Raw genomic sequence first — 19,444 nt, 5'->3', positions numbered from 1 at the left:
ATGAAAATTTTAGCAGTTATTCCGGCAAGGGCTGGATCAAAAGGTATCCCAAATAAAAATATAAGAATTATTGGCGGTCATCCATTGATTTACTATTCAATCAAAAATGCGCTTAAATCTAAGATGATTACAGATGTAATTGTATCGACAGATTCGCCAGAGGTGAAAATCATTGCGGAACAGATGGGTGCAAAGATAAAATGGAGAGATGCTTCGTTGTGTGGTGATGCTGTTACCTTAGATGCAGTTGTTGCTGATGCAGTTCCTATTAATGAACATTGGGATTATATTGTGACTATGCAACCAACTTCTCCAACTCTCCGTGTAATTACACTGGATCATGCAATTGAGTATACGGTTAATAATGGATTGGATACAGTTATCTCAGCAATTAACTCACCTCATTTATCCTGGGGAGAGAAAGATGGAAAGAAGATTCCTAACTATAAAGAACGATTGAATAGACAATATTTACCACCTTGTTATATGGAGACGGGAGCATTTGTCATTTCAAAAGCATCAGTAGTTACACCGAAAACAAGAATAGGTGTCAATGTTGATGTTTATGAGGTTCCGGAAGATGAGTCTCAGGATGTTGATACATTTGAGGATCTTAGAAGTGTAGCGGCAACGCTAGAACGTCAGAGAGTTGCAATTTATGTAAATGGAAATAACAAACGTGGAATTGGTCATATTTATCGAGCTCTAGAGATTGCAGATGAATTTTATGTAAAACCAGATATATATTATGACATTAATCAGACCAATCCGAAAGTATTTGGGAAAACAACTCATAATTTAATACCTGTTAATGGAATTGCGGAATTGTTTGAAAAATGTAAGAAAAACAATTATACAATATTTATTAATGATATTCTTACTACAACGATTGATTATATGATTGGGCTTAGAACAGTTCTTCCAAACGCGAAAATTATTAATTTTGAAGATGATGGAGAAGGTATTATTAAGGCGGATCTTGTATTTAATGCACTTTTTCATGAAACCGAATTTTCGCAAGTTTATGCAGGAGAAAAGTATTACATATCCGGAAAAACCTTTATGTTTTATGAACCGATTGAAATTAAGGATAGTGTAAAGCGAGTGTTTATTTCTTTTGGCGGAGCGGACCCACAGAATTATTCGGACAGAATTTTAAATATGATAATCAAACCAGAATATAAGAATTATCATTTCATAGTTGTTCTTGGAAGAGCTAAACATAATGTTGATGCTTTGTTAGAATTTAATAAATATGACAATATTGAAGTTCTTTACGATGTTTCAAATATGCCGGAACTTATGAGTAGTTGTGATATTGGGGTCACATCAAGAGGAAGAACTGGATATGAACTTGCTATTTTGGGTATTCCATCTATTTCAATGGCTCAAAATCAGAGAGAAGAAAAGCATGGATTTGTCTGCAATGAAAATGGATTTACTTATATTGGATTAAATCCGGCTGATGAAATAATTGAAAGTAATTTGAAAATGTATCTTTCTATGTCAAAGGAAAGTAGACTACATTTTCATAATATGCTTTTGAGCCATGATCTTCGTGGAGGACGTAGAAGGGTAATGGGATTAATAAATGGAATCTAAACAATTTAATAGAAATTCAAATATTGAGTTATTGAGAATGATATGTATGTTTGTAATTATACTTCATCATTCCGTATTATATGGGGGGGGGCGTTAGAGCAACCTGCTTCGATTAATTTGATTATTGCAAATTTGTTTTATATAGGTGGAAAATTTGGAGCAAATTGTTTTATGGCAATTAGTGCTTATTTTCTTATAGATAGCAAGTTTAAAGTACAGAAAGTAATAAGTGTTTGGAAGCATACTTTTTTTTATGGGCTCACATTTTTTCTTTTAAATACTATATTGCATTTTAAAGCTGTCGGAGTTGGTGATATTTTAGAAGTTGTATTTCCTATAAGCTATAAAGCGTATTGGTATGTTACGGCATATGTCGCTATTATATTACTTTCTCCGTTTATAAATAATTTGATTAATAGGTTGATAGAAAAGCAGTATAAATATTTAATATTTGTATTATTGATATTAGTTACATTACCAGTAACTTTTTTGCCAAAGGCAAAACCGTATTATGATGAAAGTCATGTTTTATTATTTGTTCTTATTTATTTTATCATAGGTTTTTATAAAAAGGGGTATATAAAAAATTCGAAAGGGTTGTCTATTGGATTTATTATCATTGGTTTCTCATGGCTGATTTTTAGTTCATTGGCAATCATATTACTAGGAGCATTTTTAGAAAACAGTACAATAATTCATTATTCAACGTTTTGGATGAATGGTGAAAGTTTACCTATGATAATGGCGGCGATTGGTGTGACGATTTTTGTATTAGAGCATCCGTCAAGGTCAAACAAATATATTAATTCATGTGCTAAAGGATCGTTTGATATTTATTTATTTCATATGAATCATTTTGTTTATGAGTGGCTTTGGAGCGTTGCTTTTCCAATTAAAATGCTATTAAGTAAGAAATTGTTTCCTATATACGATATTCTGATAGGAGTGTTAGTGTTTTCTTTGGCTTTGTTTATAGGTATTCTACGTTGCAATATATTTAAAATAATTGAAAGTAATGTAAGAGTTCAATTTATAGATAATTTAGAAATTAAAATTAATAATATATTTAATAATAAAGGAGATGGCTATAATGAATAAACCATATGTAATTGCTGAGATGGGAGTTAATTTTTATGATACCGCTAAAGTCTTGGGAATTTCACCACTTGCTGCCGCAAAACTTTATATTGATAAGGCAGCAGAAGTTGGTATTGATTGTGCAAAATTCCAATCATATAAAGCCGGTACAATTGTTTCAAAAAATTCACCTGCTTATTGGGATACAACTAAAGAACCAACAAAAACTCAGTATGAGTTGTTCTTAAAGCACGACAGTTTTGGAGAAGCTGAGTATAGAGAACTCTGTGACTACACGCACGCTAAGGGTATGGATTTTACATCAACACCTTTTGATTATGCATCAGCGGATTATCTTGAAGATATGGTCGATTTCTATAAGATTTCTTCTTCAGACCTTTCAAATCTTCCATTTATTCGTCATATTGGTTCGAAAGGAAAACCAGTATATATGTCTGTTGGTGCTGCTTATTTGTCCGAAGTCGATGTGGCAATAAGAGTGTTGAAGGAAGCTGGATGTAAGGATATTGTTATTTTTCATTGTGTTCTTTCATATCCAACAGATCCAAAAGATGCCAATTTAAGAATAATTAAGACTCTTAAAAAAGATTTTCCAGATGTAAGAGTTGGTTTTAGTGATCATGTCGCTCCGGATGATACAATGATGACTTTAGCAGTTGCGTATATGCTCGGTGCAGAAGTAATTGAAAAACATTTCACATTGGATAAGACACTTCCAGGAAACGATCATTATCATGCAGGAGATCCAGAAGATTTTAAAAAGGCAATTAGTAACTTTAAATGGATTGACACTGTACTTGGTTCTGAAGAGAAAACGGTGCTTGAGTGTGAGGCTATTCCGAGAAGGGAAGCGCGTAGATCACTTGTTTTGACAAGAAATATGAAAGCTGGAGAAACGATTAAAGCAGAAGATTTAATGCCTAAACGTCCGGGAACGGGAATTTCACCTGAATATGTTGAGATTGTTGTTGGACGTAAAGTAGTGCAAGATTTAGAGGAAGATACTATCCTTACTTGGGATATGATCTAATTTTGTTGGGAAAAGTGGCATAATAAAAGTGTTTGGGAAAAATACTGCGGTAAGTAAGAAATGAGGTCTTGCCGCAGTATTTTGGATTTATAAAATTGAAGGTACATTAGGAAAATAGCTATTTTCCATTGACAATATAATTAAGGAGAACAACATATATGTGTGGAATCATATCCTACACCGGCCATTCCCAGGCCGCGCCCATTCTTCTGGATGGTTTATCGAAACTGGAATACCGCGGCTATGATTCAGCCGGTCTTGCAGTTCGTGATGGGGAGAACAAGACAAAAATCGTAAAGGCGAAAGGTCGTCTGAAAGCATTATCAGAGAAAACAGATCACGGTCATGCTCTGGTTGGAAACTGTGGTATCGGTCATACCCGTTGGGCGACTCATGGGGAGCCGTCTGAGACCAACGCCCATCCACATACTTCTGATGATGGAAATGTGGTTGGGGTTCATAACGGTATCATTGAGAATTACCAGGAATTGAAGAATAAGCTGGATCGAAAGGGCTATACGTTCTATTCCTCCACAGACACGGAAGTGGCAGTGAAGCTCATCGATTACTATTATAAGAAATATGAGCATACTCCGGTTGATGCCATCAACCATGCTAAATAAAAGGGGTCTGTCCCCATAAAGGCAGAGTGAAATTCCTAAAAGTTTTCTAAAAAACTTATTAAATAAATTTCATACTTTTCCAATATATTTTTCTTCCAGAAAAGGAAACAGCATGCTATCCTATATACATCATAAGAGTTTCAAATCTACATAAGCTCTTCTGAAAAACAAATAATAGAAGGTGGTGAAATCCATGGGAAAAAAGGATATCATCACAAAAGAGTACATGGAAGACACAGAGGTTTTTGCGGATGTGTTCAACCATATGATTTACAAAGGAGAAAAGTTTAGTGTTGGTAGCTGTCCGTGTAATGGAGGAGATAACTGGAATGAAGATAGAAAGAAAAGAAGAGGAAGAAACGGTGAATGTTTGTAAGGGACTTCGGGATTTACAGGAAAAGGGACGAGTTGAAGGAATCCAGATCGGTGCAGAACATGAACAGCGACTTACCAAAGCTCTGTTGAATGACAACCGCATTGACGACCTAAAGCGTGCCCTTGAAGATCCCGCTTTTCGCCAAAAACTCTTGGAAGAGTATGGAATTGACTAAACAGTTATAGAGGAGAGAACAAATTTTATGTGTGGTATCGTATCCTACACCGGCCATTCCCAGGCCGCGCCCATCCTGTTGGATGGTTTATCGAAACTGGAATACCGTGGCTATGACTCAGCTGGTCTTGCCGTTCGGGACGGTGAGAACAAAACGAAAATCGTAAAGGCGAAAGGTCGCCTGAAAGCTTTATCAGAGAAAACCGATCATGGTCATGCTCTGGCTGGTACCTGTGGTATCGGTCACACCCGTTGGGCTACCCATGGGGAGCCTTCTGAGACCAACGCCCATCCACATACCTCTGAGGATGGAAATGTGGTCGGTGTTCACAATGGTATCATTGAGAATTACCAGGAACTGAAGAATAAGCTCCTTCGTAAAGACTATGAGTTTTATTCTTCCACAGACACCGAAGTGGCAGTGAAGCTCATCGATTACTATTACAAGAAATACGAGCATACTCCGGTGGATGCCATCAACCATGCCATGGTCCGTATCCGCGGTTCCTATGCCCTGGCGGTTATGTTCCAGGATTATCCGGGAGAGATTTACGTTGCCCGCAAGGACAGTCCTATGATCATCGGCGTGGAGAACGGAGACTGCTATGTGGCTTCTGATGTTCCGGCGATTTTGAAATATACCCGCAATGTTTATTATATCGGAAATCTGGAGATGGCACGTCTGGCAAATGGGGCAGTTACCTTTTACAATCTGGACGGAGATGAGATTGAGAAAAAGCCAACTCAGATCAAATGGGATGCAGAAGCTGCTGAAAAAGCAGGCTACGAGCATTTCATGCTGAAGGAGATCCATGAGCAGCCGAAAGCCGTTCAGGATACGTTGAATTCCGTATTAAAGGATGGTGCTATCGACCTGTCTTCTGTGGGACTTACTGAGGAAGAGCTTCAGTCTTTTTCCCAGATATATATTGTGGCATGTGGTTCTGCTTATCATGTAGGCGTGGCATGCCAGTATGTGCTGGAGGATCTGGCGCAGCTGCCGGTACGTGTGGATCTGGCATCTGAGTTCCGTTACCGCAGCATGCCTCTGGATCCCAACGGTCTGGTAATTGTGATCAGCCAGTCCGGCGAGACTGCAGACAGCCTTGCAGCCCTCCGTCTTGCGAAAAAGAAGGGACTGAAAACCCTTGGAATTGTCAATGTGGTGGGAAGCTCCATTGCCCGGGAAGCAGATAATGTATTTTATACCCTTGCCGGTCCGGAGATTGCAGTTGCCACAACGAAAGCCTACAGCACCCAGCTGATCGCCGGCTATTGCCTTGCCGTTCAGTTTGCACTGGTGCGGGGATGTATTTCCCAGGGACGCTATCAGGATCTTATCTCCCAGCTTCAGTGTCTTCCTGAGCAAATCCAGAAGATCCTGGACGACAAGGAGCGGATCCAGTGGTTTGCTGCCAAACAGGCCAATGCCAGGGATGTGTTTTTCATCGGACGTGGACTTGATTATGCCATCAGCCTGGAAGGCAGCCTGAAAATGAAAGAGATCAGTTACATCCATTCTGAGGCTTATGCTGCAGGAGAGCTGAAGCATGGCACTATCAGTCTCATTGAGGATGGCACTCTTGTGATCGGAGTGCTCACCCAGTCTGAGCTTTATGAGAAAACTATTTCCAATATGGTAGAGTGCAAAAGCCGCGGAGCTTATCTCATGGGGCTGACTACCTATGGAAATTATAATATTGAAGATACTGCTTCCTTTACCGTTTATGTTCCAAAGATAGAGGAGTGCTTTGCCACAAGCCTTGCGGTGATTCCGTTACAGCTTATGGGATATTACGTCAGCGTGGCAAAGGGACTTGACGTGGATAAGCCGAGAAATCTAGCAAAGAGCGTTACAGTAGAGTAAATTTGCAGCAGTCTTATGAGTGCGGTGAGCAGAAACGGCAGATGTTTTTCGGGGGAAAAACAACAGGATGAGGTTATAAAAATGGGAAAATATTTTGGTACAGATGGCTTCCGTGGAGAGGCAAACGAAAACCTGACAGCAGATCATGCATATAAAGTAGGCCGTTTTCTCGGCTGGTATTACGGAGAACTGAAACGCCGGAACGGTGACGACACGCCGGCGCGTATCATAATAGGAAAGGATACCCGCCGTTCCAGCTATATGTTCGAGTATACACTGGTTGGCGGACTGGTGGCTTCCGGTGCGGATGCATATCTTCTCCATGTCACGACCACACCTTCTGTGGCTTATGTGGCAAGAGTGGATGAATTTGACTGCGGTATTATGATCTCCGCAAGCCACAATCCATATTTTGACAATGGAATCAAGTTGATCAACGGAAACGGGGAGAAGATGGACGAGGAGACCATTTCCCTTGTGGAAGCCTATCTGGATGGAAATCTGGAAGTCTTCGGGCAGAAATGGGAGGAGATTCCTTTTGCAAAGAAGGAAAAAATCGGCTGTACAGTAGACTATGTTTCCGGAAGAAACCGTTACATAGGTTATCTGATCTCTCTGGGTGTCTATTCCTTCCGCGGCGTGAAGGTGGCGCTGGACTGTGCCAACGGAAGCTCCTGGAACATTGCCAAGGCTGTTTTTGACGCTCTCGGTGCCAAAACCTACGTGATCAATGCCCAGCCGGATGGCACCAACATCAACAACAATGCCGGTTCTACCCATATCGGGGGACTGCAGAAATACGTGGTGGAGAACGGAATGGACGTTGGTTTTGCCTATGACGGCGATGCAGACCGCTGTCTCTGCGTGGACGAGAAGGGCAATGTGATTACTGGCGACCACATTCTCTACATCTACGGAAAGTACATGAAAGAGCGCGGCAAGCTGCTGACTAACACCGTTGTCACCACCGTCATGTCCAACTTCGGTCTGTACAAGGCCTTTGATGAGCTTGGAATCGACTACGCGAAAACAGCCGTGGGAGACAAATATGTATATGAGTACATGATGAAAAACGGCTGCCGTATCGGCGGTGAGCAGAGCGGACATATTATTTTCAGCAAATACGCCAGCACTGGGGACGGAATCCTTACCAGTCTGAAGATTATGGAAGTTATGATGGCTAGAAAGAAAAAGCTCAGCGAACTTTCAGAAGGCTTCACCGTTTATCCCCAGGTGCTCACCAATGTGAGAGTGACCGACAAGAAGGCAGCGCAAGATGACGCAGATGTGCAGGCAGCTGTGAAGAAGGTTACTGAGGAACTGGGCGATACCGGAAGAATTCTCGTCCGTGAGTCCGGAACAGAGCCGGTTGTACGTGTTATGGTGGAAGCGGAGAGTGAAGAAATCTGCCAGAAGTATGTGGATATGGTTGTGAATGTAATTAAAGAAAATGGGTATGTGGCCGGATAAGGGCTGGATGCCGTGGATGTTGCCGCCTGGCGTGTGCCGGGCGGTGGTGGTGTGTATAAGATAAGTTATAATATAATAATTTCGTATAGAATATTTAGCGATTAAATTGTTATAAGTTTGCAGCATCTGAATGTCGAGTAAAAACAAAATCTACTTGACATTCGATCTATGTCTGTTTATTATTTAAATAAAATAATTAGAAGGAGCAGGAGTGATGAATAGTAGAGAGCGGATAGAATTGTTTCTTTGCAATATTAAAGAGAATACTGTAATTGAAGCAAGCCGTATATATACTTTCTTGGCAGATGACATGACAGAAGCAGCATTTTATAAAACACTTGAACGCTTCTGCCAAAGTGGTTCACTTGTCCATTTGACTAAAGGGTTATATTATAAGCCGAAGAAATCCAGATTTGGAATTGTTCCGATCAGAGAGCAGGATATTGTTACTCATTACATTGGGAATCAGAAGGGATTGGTTGTAGGCTATAAACTGTATAACGAGAAAGGACTTACTACACAAATAAGTAAGCAGACGGAAGTTTTTTCAAATCATGTGCCAGGGAAAAGGAAAACAATTCAGAATGTGGTTGTAAAAAATATCTCTTGTGATCTGAATGAAGAGCGCGTAGCAGTAATTGAAACTCTGGAGATTCTTCAAAATTATTCTAAGATAGAAGATGTAAACAAAAAAGCGCTGATTACTTATATGGAGAAGTTTGCACAGTCTTATTCTGATAAAGCTGCGGTCTATGTCCTGGAGCATATGAAATATAAAAAGGCAACAATTGCTTTTTTGGAATCCTTTTTGGAGTATCTAAATGTTAATAACTCATTAAAACAATTTTTATCATCAATGTCTGTTTATGCAATTCCAACCATGGAGGAAATATATGAGACTGCATGAGAATGAAGAGGATTTTCGAGATCTTTGTAGTATAACAGCTGGATATATTGGCATTCCAGAAGACGCCGTTAGAAGAGATTATTACATTGTGAGTATGCGATCAAGCTGATCAACGGAAACGGGAAGAAAATGGATGAGGAGACCATTTCTCTTGCAACACTGCGGGCTTATTTGTGGTATGCGGCTAATATGGATATTTTTCTTCAGTCGATAGCGTTATCTGCATCTCATGTACCCTTTATAAAGGAAGCAAAAAAAGAAAAACAGATCATTCAGGATAAAGATATGAAAGCCCTGCTTGCAGTTCCCCCAGATACGCAAAAAGGAAACCGTGATCAGAACAAAAGGGGTCTGTCCCCATAAATGCAGAGTGAAATTCCTAAAAGTTTTCTAAAAAACTTATTAAATAAATTTCATACTTTTCCAATATATTTTCCTTCCAGAAAAGGAAACAGTATGCTATCCTATATACATCATAAGAGTTTCAAACCTACATAAGCTCTTCTGAAAAACAAATCATAGAAGGTGGTGAAATCCATGGGAAGAAAGGATATCATCACAAAAGAGTACATGGAGGACACAGAAGTTTTTGCGGACGTGTTCAACCATATGATTTACAAAGGAGAAAAGGTCATTGACCCTAAGAATTTGAAGGAACTGGATACGGCGAATGTAATTATTCCATATGGAGCTGACGGGGCGGAGGTGCCATATCAGAAATACAGAGATGTGTTTAAAATCCTGTGTGCTATGGAAGATGAAAATGCGGTGTATCTGCTTCTGGGAGTGGAGAACCAGTCCAATGTTCATTATGCAATGCCAGTGAAAAATATGGTTTACGATTCGCTGGAATATGCAGCGCAGGTGCAGAAAGTAGAGGCTTCTCATAAAAAAGCGCGGAAGGAGAAAGATCCTAAAGAGAAGAAACCAGATTCCGCAGAGTTTCTTTCAGGCTTTTACAGAGAAGACAGGCTGCTTCCAATTATAACAGTAGTAGTGTATTTCGGGGCTGATAGTTGGGATGCACCCAGGTCGCTGCATGAGATGTTAATTGTACAGGACGAAAGCATATTGTCATTGGTTCCTGACTATCGGATTAATCTGATTGCACCAGGGGAGATGAGTGAAGAGGAGTTGGAGCTTTTTACTTCTAATTTTCGTGAGGTAATGCAGTTTATTAAGTATTCAAAAGATACGGAGAAGCTGAGCCAGCTTGTGGAGGAGAATACTGCATTTGAAACTATGGACAGGAAGGCTGTTCGTGTAATGGAGGAGATGACTGGAATGAAGATTGAAAAAGAAGTTGAGGAAGAAAAGGTGAATGTTTGTAAAGCGATTCAAGGGATTGAGGAAAAGGGGCGAATCGCTGGATTGGCAGAGGGACGTGCTGCTGGGCTGGCGGAAGGAAAAGAGGCTTTGGAGCGTGAACAGAAACTTACCAAATTCCTGTTGTGCGATAACCGCATCGACGACCTAAAGCGTGCCCTTGACGATTCTGCTTTTCGCCAGAAACTTTTGGAAGAGTATGGAATTGATTAAAAAGATATAAAAACGAGACGTATACGCTAATGGTTTAAAAGCACATATTTTATAGATTTTTTTGCAGTTCCATGGTATCATTATTTCAAGCAAAAGCAATTGATACTGTGGAACTTTTTATCAGGAGTGTGTGTAATATGGGAAGTTATCTGAATCCTGGAAGTGCTTCTTTTCGCAATAGTCTGAGGTCCAAGATTTATGTGGATAAGAGTGAATTGATAGCCAGAACAAATGAATTGATCTGTACAGAGCAGAGATATGTATGTGTCAGCCGCCCGAGACGATTTGGAAAGTCTATGGCGGCTAATATGCTTGCTTCATATTATGAGAAAGAAGAAAATAGCGATGATTTGTTTGGCGGTTTGCGGATCAGCAGAGCAATCACATATAGAGACCATTTAAACCAATATGATGTTATCAAAATCAATATGCAGGAATTCCTGAGCGTTACCAACAGTGTAGATGAGATGCTGGGACGATTGAAGCGGTATTTACTGTTTGATTTGTTAGATGCTTATGGAAATCTGCACTTTCGGGATTCTGAAGATTTGATACAGGTGATGAAGGATATTTTTGCAAAAACAAAATGCCCTTTTGTGATTTTGATCGATGAGTGGGATTGTCTTTTCCGGGAATACAAGAAGGATAGAGAGGCACAGAAGAAGTATCTTGATTTTTTGAGAGTGTGGCTGAAGGATCAGGATTATGTTGCGCTGGCATATATGACAGGAATTTTGCCCATAAAAAAATATGGTTCTCATTCCGCTTTGAATATGTTCACAGAGTATTCTATGACAAATCCCCGTGAGATGGCTGAATTCTTTGGTTTTACAGAAGATGAAGTAAAAATGTTGTGTGCCCGGTACAAGAGAAGCTTTGAGGAAACAAAGGCCTGGTATGATGGCTACGAACTGATAACAGTAGAAGAGAATCAGAAAAAGATTTATTCCATGTATAGCCCGAAATCTGTAGTGGATGCAATGCTCAGTGGGGTGTTTGATAATTACTGGAATCAGACAGAAACCTATGAAGCACTTAAAACTTATATTAGATTGAATTATGATGGCCTAAAAGATTCTGTCATAAAAATGCTTGGAGGCGATAAGGTACAGATTAACACGGGAACTTTTTCGAATGATATGGCGACTTTTCAGGGAAAAGATGATGTATTGACCCTTCTGGTCCACCTTGGCTATTTGAGCTATCATTGGCCGGATAAAACTGTCTATATTCCCAATAAAGAAGTATCTCAGGAATATATAAATGCAATCAGCACTATGGAGTGGCCTGAGGTTATTGACTCTGTAGAAAATTCTAGAAAGCTGCTGGAAGCTTTGTGGAGAATGGACAGTGATACAGTGGCAAAGGGAATCGATAAAGTGCATCAGGAAGTATCTATCTTACAGTATAATGATGAGAATTCTTTGAGCTGTACGATCAATCTGGCATTTTATTTTGCAAGAGAGTACTATACAGTTATTCGAGAACTGCCAAGCGGGAAAGGGTTTGCAGATATTTGCTTTCTTCCCAGAAAGCTTCATCTGGACAAACCTGCAGCCATAATTGAACTTAAATGGAATAAAAATGCTTCCGGAGCAATTGCCCAGATTAAGAGACAGCAGTATAGTGAGGTGCTAAAAGATTATCATGGGGATTTGCTGCTGGCAGGTATTAATTACGATAAGAAGACGAAACTGCATGAGTGTGTGATTGAGAAATTTCAGAAATATTAAAATTCCTGGATTTACAGTATTTTATCATTATCGGAGTTAGAGGATTTCAAGTAAACATAGCGAGGAGAAACTATGATGAAAAATACATTTAATGCTATGCTGAAAAATAGACCCAAAGGTCAAAAAGTGAATGAAATATATCTTTTCAGATTAATGGCAAGGTATCTCAATCAGACGGCGATAAAGTGCACATTTGTGAAACAGATTCATGCTCAATATTATGTGAGTTATAATTCAAATATTTTACATGGACAGTCTAAAAGAGTTGAATTAGGGGATTTACAAATTTTTACATATGATAGAAGTAAAAAAGAATTAAGAATTTGCACATTGCAGGCTAAATATGAAAAGAATATTTTTCGACATCATCCGAGTATTGTATTAAATGTATTTCAATGGGAATTATTAAAAGATAGACCTCTCGTACAGGCTATTTCTAAAAAATATCCTGTTCCTTCTAATATACTTAATTTTAATTTTGCTTATAAAAGTATAAGTGCGTACGGAATATTTTTTTTAGAGAATGCAATTGGCAATGTGGATTTTCTATATACAATTCCAGAGTTTTTAAGTAGTAAGAGACCGCTTATAAACTTATCTCGGAGAAGGAATAAAAGAACTTTTCAATTTAATTGTCCCCGAAAGTATGGTAACGGAAATGAAAAGCATGTTTCTGGTAACATGAATATGTTTGAAAAAGATCTGTTGCAATGTAAAATAGGAGCTCCGGTTATAAAGAAAGATGATTTGAAACTAATAATAACACTCTTGAAATACATGAATGTTCAGGTAAAGAAAGAAAACGATGAACAAAATGCAATTGATCTTATACTGGCGGAATATAAGGATATTTCTGACGATATAGTTATTGATGATACTGTAGACATAGGGTGGTCGCCAGCTATGGTTGTTGTAACGGATTCATTACTATATACCTCACAAGTATTCCAAAGATATGGAGAAATTGAGCCATATCGACGACCTAAAGTGCGCTCTTGACGATTTTGCCTTTCATCAAAAAACTTCGAAGAGTACGAAATCAATTAATTACTTTGCTACCGCCCAGTACTCGTTGGGCGGTAGTGGCGTATATAGAGAATTTTGTTTTTTTTCTATTTATACTGGACTTTATTTGGAAGCGGCTGCTTATTTGTAGCGATGCGTGGGCAGAAAATATCCCTGGCGGGGAGTATGATTTGGTAAAATTACCACTGCCCGGCTCTTGTGGGCGAGTTTCGTTTTTCTATTCCGAAGCGCTTTAAGGACAGGGTAATTACACCAATCCATGGAGTTGAAATGTATAGTTGCATGCAGTACCTGCACAGTATATCTGGAATGTGACAAATACAGAGCAAAAAATCTCGAAATTTTTAGATAAAAACAGACAGATAAAACTTGTGAAGCTCCTGTTTCCGTGCTATTATGAGAATAGAAATTTGAAGCAGCAAACAGCTGTGGAAATAAAGAAAAGATGTGAGAGAAAATGATGGAAACAATACAGGACGTACTTCAGCTGATTTTACAGGCCGATGATATCAAATATGTAAAAAATAGCGGTATATTAAATTATGGACTGGATTTGAAACAGGTGGTGGAACGTGAAATTGAATTGTCTGTTTGCAAGGGTGATAAGGAAATATTGCTTGCGATGAATTATGACATAGAGCAATGCTCTGTTCAATTTCAGATTGTAGACTGCACGGAGGAAGAGGAGAAGAAGATTATAGATCTGGATTTTGCTTTAAACGGTGCCGAAACTGCGGTGGATTTTACACAAGCGCTTAATTTATATTTGTTGAGTATCGGCTATATTGACGAAGACAACCTGGAAGAGTATCGCCAGAAGGTCAGCCGCCTGAGCTGAGAATAATATGTGAGGCGAAAATCAGTAACAATAAAAAAACAGCTCCCTGCGTGGTCAGAGAGCTGTTTTTTATTATACACCAGAATTATTTAACTGTAACGGTGATGTATTTGTTTACTGTCTTGTAGTTTTTAGCTTTAACAGTAACTTTTACCTGATAGGTACCTTTCTTGGTTCCCTTAGCAACTACGATCTTACCGTTTTTGTTAACTTTGATCTTGGAGTTGTTTGTTGTGTAAGAAACTTTACCAGTTTTCTTAGTTACTTTGATAGCTTTCTTAAGAGTCTTGCTGCTCTTCTTAACTGCAGAAGCCTTTACAGTATATTTATCAGCAGACTTTAAGGTTACCTTCTGAGTTTTAGCTTTGATCTTGTAAGTAAGAGTCTGTGTATATCCGGCATATTTTCCTTTACCGATGATGGTAACTTTGTATGTTCCGGCATTCTTACATGTTTTAACTTTTACTGTGTAGTATTTAGCTTTGATTGTTTTTCCAGCTTCATTCTTAACTACAACCTTTGGCTGCTGTTTCTTACCAGTGTAAGTTACAGTTTTCTTGGTAAGAGAAGCATTGAAAGATGTTTTTACAGGTGAATCTGCTGCAAAAACAGTAGTGCTGATGAGAAGCATCATTACTGCAGCCAGGATAGTCACAGCTACTTTTTTGAATGATTTCATTGGTAACACCCTCTATTTCTTAATTTAATGTATTTAATAAACGGTCTCCCCACGCAGACCCGTTTATCCGGAAGTTGGATTACTGTGAATAAAGTTCACAGCCGGTAAAAATAGTACAAACGGTTATTTTCCGGTAGAATTCTTATCTGCAGCAGCGGAGTCAGAGCTGTTTTTTTTATCCTTAGGCTCATAACCATAGCCGTATCCATAACCATAACCGTATTTTCCATAGCCATACTTGCCATAAGCACGTCCCTTTACATCGGCACGGTTCAGAACTGTACCGAGGAGCTTGCAGCCAGACTGCTGGATCTCATAAAGAGACTGCTTGATCAGAGTACGCGGTGTGGTACCAGCACGTACAACCAGAACTGCGCCGTCGCACAGAGAAGCGATAAGCGCTCCATCTGATACACTGCCAAGCGGCGGGGAATCTATAATAACAAAACGATAATTCTCTGAAAGGGTATTCAGAAGCTCTTTGAAACGAACATCTTCCAGAAGAGCGGAAGGATTCTCAAGGAGCTGTGTACACGGAACCATATAGCCGTTTGGAATATTGGTACTGTATATAACGTCCTCATATTCTGCCATACCGGAAAGATAGTGGTTCAGTCCCATAGTAGTGTCATCGTCGTAGTCCATCTGAAAACGTGTTTTCATAACGGATTTACGAAGGTCAACGTCTACCAGAACAGTAGGAAATCCTGCTTCTGCAAGCATTTTCCACAGGTAGGAGGAAATGGTACTCTTACCTTCATTAGGCTGGCAGCTGGTCAAAAGGATCTTGCGGGTATTTTTACCGCAGAATTTAATATTAATACGAAGTCGGTTCATCGCTTCGGAAACTGCATAGGGCAGCTCCGGAAGGTTTACATTAAGCTGGTTCATTATTTCGTACGACCTCTCTTTCTGCCGCGTCTGCGGTGCTGCTCCTCATCCAGATCGATTACCTGATCGCTGTCAGGGATAGTGGTAAGAGGTACCAGCCCAAAATATTTTTCCATATCATCTGCAGTATGAATGGTGTCATCCATCAGATATTTTACAATAAAGAATGCTGCACAGATGAGAAGTCCAAGCAGGGCACCGATTATGGTGAACTTGGTATAGCTTGGAGCCACTTTACTCTCAGGAAGTTTGGCAGGCTGTGCCAGATTCGGAGCAAGTGTGCTCATGGTATCCGGGAGATAATCAATGGCTTCCTCAGCCATAGTTTCAGCCAGATCCATAGCCATCTGCGGATCGGTAGAAGTAGCGGTGATCTCCAGAATACGGGTATCGCTTGGGTTGTTCAGTGAAAAAGCTTTAGCCAGTTCATCGGATGTAGAATCCAGATTCAGACGGTCAATAACACGGTTTAGTACCGGATAGCTGAGCATCAGCTGTTCATAGTCTGCAGTCAGGGAAGTACCAAGATTCAGGTCACTTAAATTGACTACAGAATCGTCTGAGGCAGATACTACGTAAAGCTTGGCTGTGGATTCATAGGTAGGTGCGATAAAGAAAAGGGAATACGCACCCAGAAGTACAGCGCCTGCAATAAGACTGATCAGCAGATAACGCCATTTGTCTAACAAGACGTTGCCTAGATCCACAAGGTCGATTTCCACCTCGTCGTTTGTGAGTTCTTCGTTCATGTCGGGTCTCCTTAATTTTGTTTATTGTAGCTGTTTAGAATCTTCTCTTCTACGATTTATTTTCTAACAGGAAAATTATTTCTTTTCCTTATAAAAAAGCGAAAGGATCGCTTCCTGAAGGCTGTTCGGATCAGGAGTGAAAGTCTGCCAGCCATCCTCGTCGAAGTCGGCAGTTCCTTCTATGGATACTTTCTCCTCCTCTTTCTCATCGGAAAGAAGAAGGGCAAGACGGGAAAACTTCTTGGCACTGATGTTGGTAGTCATGTAGTCCTCAAGTGCATGATAAAGATCCAGCGGGAACGTCTTATCTTCACTGCATTTCGCCTGGAAAACAGGCTTGAAAGCTTCCTCGTACTGGGCCTGACGGCTCATCCGGTTCTCGTTCAGTCCGTCGGCAACGGTCTTGCGCTCACGGATGAAGCGCTCAGCGTCCTTACCGTGCAGAGTTACGGTCTGTCCCTTGATCAGTGTGTCACTGTCCGGGAAATCATCCTCGATGGTGACGGTGACACCGCCAACCATATCATTTACCACTTCAATGGCGCTCATGTTTACCATTGCAAAGCCGTCAATCTTGTGACCGCCAAGGAGCGTGGAAACTGCATCCACAGTATTCTCTGCACGGGTCTCATGATCCAGGCTCATGGCGTGTGCCAGGGAAATCTGGCATTCTGTGGTATCTATGTAAGAGCCGTCATCTGCAAGGCTCTTCACCGGAGTCATGGTGTTCCGGTCGATGGTGAGAAACTTGCAGGTGTCTGTGCTTCTGTCGCGGACAAGCACAAGCAGCACATCACACTGACCGGTGCCGTCGTATTCCTTGATCTCGGTTACCTTATCCGGAGAATCAATTCCGGCGAAAAGGTAAGTCTCAAGATTCCCTTTCGGAACATAGGTAACACCTTTATAAGTAATCTGGTCAGTATCCTGTGTGGAAGAGGATGCGCTCCGGGTCACAGCATGGCTGTTGGCAGAAGTGAGAACACCTGCAGCTGAGCCTATGCCAAGAACGCCGGCGGCAAGTCCTATGGCGAGATATTTTATTTTTTTATTTTTATTCTGTCTGGAAATTTGATTATGACGCATTGATTCCTTTCTGCAGACCGAGGTATACTTCGCAGCTGTTCACTGGTAATGCTCCCCAAAATATCTTGCAGAACATTACCAGTGAACAGTACCTGTAAACCATCACTCTGAAAATTACATATTGACAAAACTCAGAATCTGTTATTTACTTCACATTATAAAATATCATATTGTATAAATACTATATTGCTTTACCACAATATGTACTGATTTTATCACGGTTTGGTCTGGATATCAACCTGCTCTGTCATTTTTGGGCAAAATAAGGTGACGAAAAAAATCGTTTTCCTCTGGGATTTTTTGTGCTATACTTATACAACGTATAGATTTCAGAGGAAATTTACTGGAGGAAAAAATGGAAAATCGCGAACGATATAAGAGACTGATCATGTTTTTGGCGTCTGCGGTGATCATAGCTATTGAAACATTGCTTTTCGCCTATATCTGGTATAAATTTTATGCCCACAAGGAGGTCATCGGCAGACGCTTTGACAGAGGCAATCAGGTAGTCATTGGCCTGTATGTGCTGATGATATACTTCTTTTATAAAATTTACGGTGGTTTTAAGGTGGGTTATCTGCGGGTATTTGAAGTAATCTATTCCCAGATCCTGTCTGTGTGCTGCGTGAATTTTATTACCTATTTACAGTTGTGCCTGATCGGCCGCTGGCGTCTGGGAGAGCATCTGACACCTATGCTGGCTATGATGGGGATTGACCTGGTGATCGTTGTCATATGGGTGGTTGGTATGCGTTATGTGTACACCAGACTGTATCCGCCCAGACAGATGCTGATGATTTATGGCGGACGTAATCCGGGAGATTTAAGGAATAAGTTTGAGACCAGAGAGGATAAATATGCCATTAAAGAGATGGCATCCCTTTCCCTTGGCCTTGACGTGATCAAGGAGAAGATCAACGGATATAAAGCAGTTGTGATCGGGGATATCCCGTCCCACGAACGAAATCTTCTCCTGAAATACTGCTTTGAGAAGGATATCCGCTGTTATTCTATTCCGAAGCTTTCTGATATTATGCTCCGGAATGCAGACGATATTCATTTATTTGATACCACGCTTCTTCTTTCCAGAAACCTGCGTCTGACAGCAGAGCAGCTGTTTTTCAAAAGAATTGTGGATATTATATTTTCCCTGGCAGGGCTGGTGATCGCATCTCCGTTTATGATTCTGATCGCACTTGCTATTAAGCTTTATGATGGCGGTCCTGTTTTTTATAAGCAGCCGCGTCTTACGAAGGATAAGCAGATCTTTATGATCCTGAAATTCAGAAGCATGAAAATGGACTCTGAAGTGAAGGGTGCCCAGCTGGCGAAGAAAGAGGATGACAGGATCACACCGGTCGGGAAGCTTATCCGCCGGATCCATTTCGATGAGCTGCCACAGATTTTTAATATCCTGAAAGGTGATATGTCTCTGGTAGGCCCAAGACCGGAGCGGCCGGAAATTGCTGCACTGTATAGCGAGAGGATCCCTGAATTTGATTACCGCCTGAAAGTGAAGGCCGGACTTACCGGTTATGCCCAGGTTTATGGTAAATACAACACGACACCTTATGATAAGCTGAAACTGGATCTCACCTATATTGAGACCTATTCTCTGAAGCTGGATCTGAAGCTTTTGATGCTTACCTTCAAAATCCTTTTCCAGAAGGAAAATACAGAAGGGGTTGAGGCATGGCAGAAGACAGCTGGCCAGGAGAAAAACGAGGAGAATGATTAAGACTGAGACTGAGGAGGA

Annotated in this window: 18 protein-coding genes and 1 pseudogene; 15 read left to right on the top strand and 4 right to left on the bottom strand. The window is 40.4% G+C overall.

Annotated features, from left to right (window positions below; translation table 11 throughout):
• From AB5706_RS17305 to AB5706_RS17240, 14 genes and pseudogenes are all read left to right on the top strand, one after another.
• The gene (locus tag AB5706_RS17305; RefSeq protein WP_368357220.1) at nt 1-1,602 is read left to right on the top strand and encodes a cytidylyltransferase domain-containing protein; all 1,602 of its coding nucleotides are present in this window, start codon (nt 1-3) and stop codon (nt 1,600-1,602) included.
• A gap of 42 nt (nt 1,603-1,644) precedes the next feature.
• Entirely contained in the window at nt 1,645-2,700 is a 1,056-nt protein-coding gene (locus AB5706_RS17300; RefSeq protein ID WP_368366213.1) for an acyltransferase family protein, read from the top strand.
• Entirely contained in the window at nt 2,693-3,730 is a 1,038-nt protein-coding gene (locus AB5706_RS17295) for an N-acetylneuraminate synthase family protein (protein ID WP_368357222.1), read from the top strand. The genes AB5706_RS17300 and AB5706_RS17295 overlap by 8 nt, the downstream gene beginning before the upstream one ends.
• A gap of 158 nt (nt 3,731-3,888) precedes the next feature.
• A pseudogene (locus AB5706_RS17290) lies at nt 3,889-4,347 on the top strand (glutamine--fructose-6-phosphate transaminase (isomerizing)); the annotation flags it as partial.
• Between the two features lie 199 nt (nt 4,348-4,546).
• The gene (locus AB5706_RS17285; RefSeq protein WP_368366212.1) at nt 4,547-4,729 is read left to right on the top strand and encodes a hypothetical protein; all 183 of its coding nucleotides are present in this window, start codon (nt 4,547-4,549) and stop codon (nt 4,727-4,729) included.
• Nucleotides 4,683-4,904 (top strand): hypothetical protein, encoded by a 222-nt coding sequence (locus tag AB5706_RS17280; RefSeq protein ID WP_368357224.1) that lies wholly within the window; start codon nt 4,683-4,685, stop codon nt 4,902-4,904. The genes AB5706_RS17285 and AB5706_RS17280 overlap by 47 nt, the downstream gene beginning before the upstream one ends.
• Before the next feature lie 27 nt (nt 4,905-4,931).
• The gene (gene glmS / locus AB5706_RS17275; protein WP_368357225.1) at nt 4,932-6,770 is read left to right on the top strand and encodes a glutamine--fructose-6-phosphate transaminase (isomerizing); all 1,839 of its coding nucleotides are present in this window, start codon (nt 4,932-4,934) and stop codon (nt 6,768-6,770) included.
• An 81-nt stretch (nt 6,771-6,851) separates the two neighbouring features.
• Nucleotides 6,852-8,240, top strand: a complete 1,389-nt coding sequence (gene glmM, locus AB5706_RS17270; RefSeq protein WP_148463700.1) for a phosphoglucosamine mutase — start codon at nt 6,852-6,854, stop codon at nt 8,238-8,240.
• A 214-nt stretch (nt 8,241-8,454) separates the two neighbouring features.
• On the top strand, nt 8,455-9,147 hold the full coding sequence (locus tag AB5706_RS17265; RefSeq protein ID WP_148463701.1) for a hypothetical protein: 693 nt from the start codon (nt 8,455-8,457) through the stop codon (nt 9,145-9,147).
• A gap of 129 nt (nt 9,148-9,276) precedes the next feature.
• On the top strand, nt 9,277-9,510 hold the full coding sequence (locus AB5706_RS17260; RefSeq protein WP_173736695.1) for a hypothetical protein: 234 nt from the start codon (nt 9,277-9,279) through the stop codon (nt 9,508-9,510).
• Between the two features lie 174 nt (nt 9,511-9,684).
• Complete coding sequence (locus tag AB5706_RS17255) at nt 9,685-10,686, top strand: Rpn family recombination-promoting nuclease/putative transposase (RefSeq protein ID WP_148463702.1); 1,002 nt, start codon at nt 9,685-9,687, stop codon at nt 10,684-10,686.
• A 137-nt stretch (nt 10,687-10,823) separates the two neighbouring features.
• Nucleotides 10,824-12,419, top strand: coding sequence for an AAA family ATPase (locus AB5706_RS17250; RefSeq protein ID WP_148463703.1), 1,596 nt, complete (start codon nt 10,824-10,826; stop codon nt 12,417-12,419).
• A 72-nt stretch (nt 12,420-12,491) separates the two neighbouring features.
• Nucleotides 12,492-13,418, top strand: a complete 927-nt coding sequence (locus AB5706_RS17245) for a hypothetical protein (RefSeq protein WP_148463704.1) — start codon at nt 12,492-12,494, stop codon at nt 13,416-13,418.
• A gap of 484 nt (nt 13,419-13,902) precedes the next feature.
• A complete protein-coding gene (locus AB5706_RS17240) occupies nt 13,903-14,283 on the top strand; it encodes a hypothetical protein (protein ID WP_173717715.1) in 381 nt (126 codons plus the stop codon).
• Nucleotides 14,284-14,368: 85 nt separating this feature from the next.
• Here AB5706_RS17240 and AB5706_RS17235 read toward each other — a convergent pair whose 3' ends face one another.
• The 4 genes from AB5706_RS17235 to AB5706_RS17220 form a co-directional block, all read right to left on the bottom strand.
• Nucleotides 14,369-14,962: a hypothetical protein gene (locus tag AB5706_RS17235; protein ID WP_173717716.1), complete on the bottom strand. Its 594-nt coding sequence runs from the start codon at nt 14,960-14,962 to the stop codon at nt 14,369-14,371.
• Nucleotides 14,963-15,085: 123 nt separating this feature from the next.
• Nucleotides 15,086-15,853, bottom strand: a complete 768-nt coding sequence (locus AB5706_RS17230; RefSeq protein WP_173717717.1) for a CpsD/CapB family tyrosine-protein kinase — start codon at nt 15,851-15,853, stop codon at nt 15,086-15,088.
• A complete protein-coding gene (locus AB5706_RS17225) occupies nt 15,853-16,602 on the bottom strand; it encodes a YveK family protein (protein WP_173717718.1) in 750 nt (249 codons plus the stop codon). Before AB5706_RS17225 ends, AB5706_RS17230 begins: the two co-directional genes overlap by 1 nt.
• 75 nt (nt 16,603-16,677) lie before the next feature.
• Nucleotides 16,678-17,688: an LCP family protein gene (locus tag AB5706_RS17220; protein ID WP_173717719.1), complete on the bottom strand. Its 1,011-nt coding sequence runs from the start codon at nt 17,686-17,688 to the stop codon at nt 16,678-16,680.
• Nucleotides 17,689-18,043: 355 nt separating this feature from the next.
• Between AB5706_RS17220 and AB5706_RS17215 the strand changes: the two genes are divergently transcribed.
• A complete protein-coding gene (locus AB5706_RS17215; RefSeq protein WP_173717720.1) occupies nt 18,044-19,426 on the top strand; it encodes a sugar transferase in 1,383 nt (460 codons plus the stop codon).
• The last annotated feature ends 18 nt before the right edge of the window (nt 19,427-19,444 follow it).

The organism is Ruminococcus sp. RTP21484sp1_RTP21277st1_D2_RTP21277_210401 (genome assembly GCF_040924225.1).
GTDB lineage: Bacteria > Bacillota > Clostridia > Lachnospirales > Lachnospiraceae > Blautia_A > Blautia_A faecis.
Note: the sequence above shows the minus strand (reverse complement) of the source record. Positions and strands in the feature narration are given on the sequence as shown.

Excerpts from the sequence above, each read along its gene's own strand:
- AB5706_RS17265 (WP_148463701.1), top strand. The coding sequence starts at position 8,455 with ATGAATAGTAGAGAGCGGATAGAATTGTTTCTTTGCAATATTAAAGAG.
- AB5706_RS17235 (WP_173717716.1), bottom strand. The coding sequence starts at position 14,962 with ATGAAATCATTCAAAAAAGTAGCTGTGACTATCCTGGCTGCAGTAATG.
- AB5706_RS17255 (WP_148463702.1), top strand. The coding sequence starts at position 9,685 with ATGGGAAGAAAGGATATCATCACAAAAGAGTACATGGAGGACACAGAA.
- AB5706_RS17220 (WP_173717719.1), bottom strand. The coding sequence starts at position 17,688 with ATGCGTCATAATCAAATTTCCAGACAGAATAAAAATAAAAAAATAAAA.
- AB5706_RS17245 (WP_148463704.1), top strand. The coding sequence starts at position 12,492 with ATGATGAAAAATACATTTAATGCTATGCTGAAAAATAGACCCAAAGGT.
- AB5706_RS17300 (WP_368366213.1), top strand. The coding sequence starts at position 1,645 with ATGTATGTTTGTAATTATACTTCATCATTCCGTATTATATGGGGGGGG.
- AB5706_RS17215 (WP_173717720.1), top strand. The coding sequence starts at position 18,044 with ATGGAAAATCGCGAACGATATAAGAGACTGATCATGTTTTTGGCGTCT.
- glmS (WP_368357225.1), top strand. The coding sequence starts at position 4,932 with ATGTGTGGTATCGTATCCTACACCGGCCATTCCCAGGCCGCGCCCATC.
- AB5706_RS17305 (WP_368357220.1), top strand. The coding sequence starts at position 1 with ATGAAAATTTTAGCAGTTATTCCGGCAAGGGCTGGATCAAAAGGTATC.
- AB5706_RS17285 (WP_368366212.1), top strand. The coding sequence starts at position 4,547 with ATGGGAAAAAAGGATATCATCACAAAAGAGTACATGGAAGACACAGAG.
- AB5706_RS17295 (WP_368357222.1), top strand. The coding sequence starts at position 2,693 with ATGAATAAACCATATGTAATTGCTGAGATGGGAGTTAATTTTTATGAT.
- AB5706_RS17280 (WP_368357224.1), top strand. The coding sequence starts at position 4,683 with ATGAAGATAGAAAGAAAAGAAGAGGAAGAAACGGTGAATGTTTGTAAG.
- glmM (WP_148463700.1), top strand. The coding sequence starts at position 6,852 with ATGGGAAAATATTTTGGTACAGATGGCTTCCGTGGAGAGGCAAACGAA.
- AB5706_RS17230 (WP_173717717.1), bottom strand. The coding sequence starts at position 15,853 with ATGAACCAGCTTAATGTAAACCTTCCGGAGCTGCCCTATGCAGTTTCC.
- AB5706_RS17240 (WP_173717715.1), top strand. The coding sequence starts at position 13,903 with ATGATGGAAACAATACAGGACGTACTTCAGCTGATTTTACAGGCCGAT.
- AB5706_RS17260 (WP_173736695.1), top strand. The coding sequence starts at position 9,277 with ATGGATGAGGAGACCATTTCTCTTGCAACACTGCGGGCTTATTTGTGG.
- AB5706_RS17225 (WP_173717718.1), bottom strand. The coding sequence starts at position 16,602 with ATGAACGAAGAACTCACAAACGACGAGGTGGAAATCGACCTTGTGGAT.
- AB5706_RS17250 (WP_148463703.1), top strand. The coding sequence starts at position 10,824 with ATGGGAAGTTATCTGAATCCTGGAAGTGCTTCTTTTCGCAATAGTCTG.